Source organism: Pseudomonadota bacterium (assembly GCA_039196715.1).
Taxonomy (GTDB): domain Bacteria; phylum Pseudomonadota; class Gammaproteobacteria; order CALCKW01; family CALCKW01; genus CALCKW01.
In genome coordinates, this window is sequence record JBCCUP010000147.1 from 1 (window position 1) to 3674 (window position 3674).

Annotated in this window: 4 protein-coding genes; all 4 read left to right on the forward strand. The window is 64.7% G+C overall.

Annotated features, from left to right (window positions below; translation table 11 throughout):
• Nucleotides 1–108: 108 nt before the first annotated feature.
• Nucleotides 109–1374, forward strand: coding sequence for a bifunctional tetrahydrofolate synthase/dihydrofolate synthase (folC, locus tag AAGA11_22775; protein ID MEM9605701.1), 1266 nt, complete (start codon nt 109–111; stop codon nt 1372–1374).
• Between the two features lie 29 nt (nt 1375–1403).
• Nucleotides 1404–1955, forward strand: a complete 552-nt coding sequence (locus AAGA11_22780; GenBank protein MEM9605702.1) for an SPOR domain-containing protein — start codon at nt 1404–1406, stop codon at nt 1953–1955.
• Between the two features lie 36 nt (nt 1956–1991).
• Nucleotides 1992–2513, forward strand: coding sequence for a CvpA family protein (locus tag AAGA11_22785; protein ID MEM9605703.1), 522 nt, complete (start codon nt 1992–1994; stop codon nt 2511–2513).
• 31 nt (nt 2514–2544) lie between these two features.
• The coding region (gene purF, locus AAGA11_22790) for an amidophosphoribosyltransferase (protein MEM9605704.1) at nt 2545–3674 on the forward strand (1130 nt) is incomplete at its 3' end.

Below are 3674 nucleotides of genomic sequence, written 5' to 3' on the forward strand. Positions count from 1 at the left end.
GACATGCGCGACCGCATTGCCGCGATGCTGCGGATTCTCTGTAAGCAGGACGCCATCGAAACGCCCGAAAACGCGGCGGGTGCCGACCTCGAGAGCGCCTGACGCCGCATGGCTCCGCAGTCCCTTGGCGAGTGGCTGAGCTACCTGGAACGCTTGCACCCCAAGCCGATGGAGCTCGGACTCGACCGCGTGAGCGCGGTCGCGGTGGCGATGGGGCTCGAGCGCTTCGCGTGCCCGGTGATCACGGTTGGCGGCACCAACGGCAAAGGGTCGACTGTCAGCTACCTGGACGCGGTGTACCGCGCTGCCGGGTACCGAACGGCCCTTCAGATCTCCCCGCACCTGGTGCGCTTCAACGAACGCATTCTGCTCAACGGCCAGGAGGCGGACGACGCGTCCATTCTGCGCGCGTTGGCGGCAGTGGAGACGGGCCGCGCGGGCATTTCGCTGACCTACTTCGAGTACACCGTACTGGCTGCGGTGTGGCTGTTCCGCGAGACGGCGCCCGATGTTGTCATTCTCGAAGTGGGTCTCGGTGGGCGTCTCGATGTTACCAATCTCTGGGATGCCGATGCCGTGGTGCTAACGAACGTGGCGCTGGACCACCAGCGTTGGCTCGGTGACGACCGCGAGTCGATCGGATTCGAAAAAGCGCACACCGCCCGCGCAGGGCGCCCGGCGATCTGCGGCGACGCAGCCCCGCCACAGCGATTGCGCGACCACTGGCAGGCCATTGGCGCAGAGGCGCGTTTCGTCGGCGAGGACTTTCATTTCGAACGGACGTCCGAGGGCTGGCGTTGGTGGGACGCCTCGGAGCGCCTGGACTTGCCGCTGCCGGGCATGGCTGGCGGCTTCCAGCTCGCCAACGCGGCCGGGGCCGTGGCGGTGATTCAACACCTGCAGTCGACCTTGCCCGTGCCGGCTGCGGCTCTGGCTGAGGGCATCGCGACGGCCCGAATCAGCGGCCGCATGCAGGCGTTTCGGGTGCGCGGCATCGAGGTCGTCCTCGACGTCGCCCACAACGGTGCCGCAGCCGATGCGTTGGCCCGGAGCCTGCGCGGCCACGACGGCCGGTTGCTGGCGGTCACCGCGGTGATGGCCGACAAGGACCTCGACGCCATCCTGACGCCCTTGGCGTCCCACTTCGACGGGTGGTTTCTCGGCGAACTCGACATGGAACGCGCGCTGCCCTCAGATGACTACGCCCAGCGGCTGGCCGCTCACGGGGTGGTCAACGTACAATACGCGGGTCCGGTCCTGGACGCGCTGCACGCCGCACTCGATGCGGCCCAGCGTGCCGACAAGGTGGTCGTGTTCGGCTCGCTCTACACCGTGGCGGGCGTGATCGAGGCCGTGGCATCGCTCGCCGATTGACGCGGATCGCCTGGAGAAACAGACAGACTGTGGAGAGTTCGCTCAAGCGTCGCGTTGTGGGTGCGCTGGTGCTCATCGCGCTGGCGGTCATCCTCGTCCCGGCGTGGCTCGACGGGTCCGTGCGCCACATGCGCGACGAAACGGCGTTCGTGGTGCCTCTGCCGCCGCCGACGCGGGTGGTGACGACCGCGCCTGACAGCATCGGGCAGCCGCTGCCGCGCGCCGACGGTCGCGTGGCTTCCGCGCCGGATGACACCGTGAAAACCCTGCGCAAGCTCGACGACGCCGAGGCCGACGGCACCGCGCCCGAGTCCGCAGCCGCCGTCGACGCAAGCGGACCGCTGGCCACGTGGATTGTGCAGGTGGGCAGTTTCGCCAGCGAGGCCAATGCCGTGGCCATGGTACAGCGGCTGCGCGACGGTGGTCTCGCCGCCTTCAAACGCGATTTCAACTCCAACAACGAGACGGTCTACCGCGTGCTCGTTGGGCCCTTCATCCGCCAGAGCGAAGCGGATTCAGTCAAAAGGACGATCGACGACCAGTACCAACTGAAGTCGTTTGTTGCGAGCTGGCGGGACTGACGTCGCGGCCCGGTACGCATCAGGGAGGAGAGCACTGTGCTTGAGTTGATTCACCCTTTCAATTACGCCGATGTGTGTATCTTCATCCTGATCATCATCAGCATGTTGATCAGCATGCGGCACGGCTTCGTCCAGGAGGCCATCAGTCTGGGGTCGCTGGTGCTCGCCTTCGTCGTTGCGATGACCTACACCGAACGTGCGGCGGACCAACTGCTCATTCCGCGGATCGAGAACGAGCAGGTGGCTTACGTGATTGCCGGGGTTGGCTTGTTCGTCGCAACGGTGCTGTCCGGTGCGGCGATCAACTACATCGTGTCCAGTTTCTTCAAACACGGCCCGCTGCGCAGTGCAGATCGCATGCTGGGTGCGTTGTTCGGCATGGCCAGGGGCGTGCTGATCGTCATGGTGATCATCATCGCATTGGCCATGACCGACACACCACGGGAGCGCTGGTGGCACAGCTCGCAGCTGATCAGTCGCATCCAACCCGGATCGGCGTGGTTGGTCCGGCAGATGCCGCCGGAGTTCTCCGACTTCGTGGTATTCCCGAACTTATGAAGACCCTCAATTGCTTTTCAGGTGAGCGTGCATGTGTGGCGTAGTCGGAATCGTCGGGTGTACCCCGGTCAACAATGACCTCTACGAGGGCTTGCTGCTGCTGCAACACCGTGGCCAGGACGCCGCCGGCATCATGACCGGTGACACCGACGGGGTCGGCAAGGTCTACATCCGGCGGGGTGTGGGCCTGGTTCGAGATGTGTTCAGACAGGAGCACATGGAACGGCTCAGAGGCACCATGGGCATCGCGCATTGCCGCTACCCGACTGCGGGTTCGAACTCCGGTACCGAGGCGCAACCCATGTATGTCAATTCGCCGTATGGGCTGGCGATGGCGCACAACGGCAACCTGACCAATGCGCGCGAGCTGGCCTCTGAGCTCTACCGCGGCGATTTGCGGCACATCAACACCCGCTCGGATTCCGAAGTGCTGCTCAATGTGTTCGCGCACGAGCTGCACCAGCAAATCGATTCGACCCACCTCAGCCACGCCCAGGTGTTCGCCGCCATCGATGCCTTGCACGAACGGTGTCGCGGCGGCTACGCGGTGGTTGCCATGGTCGCCGGGCGGGGCCTGATTGCGTTTCGCGATCGCCACGGTATCCGGCCGCTGGTGCTCGGCAAGCGCGTGACCGGAGCCGGTGAGGAGTACATGGTCGCGTCTGAAACGGTTGCGCTTACCGGCCTCGGCTTCAATCCGCTGCGCGACCTCGCACCGGGCGAGGCGGTATACATCGAGACAGACGGCACACTGCACAGCCACATTACACCGAGCAATGTGCCGTTCAGTCCCTGCGTCTTCGAGCACGTGTACTTTGCCCGACCGGACTCGACCATCGACGGCATCTCCGTCTACCAGGCGCGCATGCGCATGGGCATCAAGCTCGCCGAAAAGATCCAGCGCGAGTGGCTGAAACACGATATCGATGTCGTCATTCCGATCCCGGAATCCAGTCGCACGGCGGCGCTCGAGCTGGCACAACGGCTCGACATTCCCTACCGCGAGGGCTTTGTCAAAAACCGCTATGTGGGTCGGACTTTCATCATGCCCGGTCAGCAGGTGCGCCGGAAGTCAGTGCGGCAGAAACTCAGCAGCATCGACCAGGAGTTTGCCGGCAAGAACGTGCTGTTGGTGGACGACTCGATCGTGCGTGGCACCAC

Bases quoted from the DNA above. Each gene is read 5' to 3' on its own strand.
- folC (MEM9605701.1), top strand. From the start codon at position 109: ATGGCTCCGCAGTCCCTTGGCGAGTGGCTGAGCTACCTGGAACGCTTG.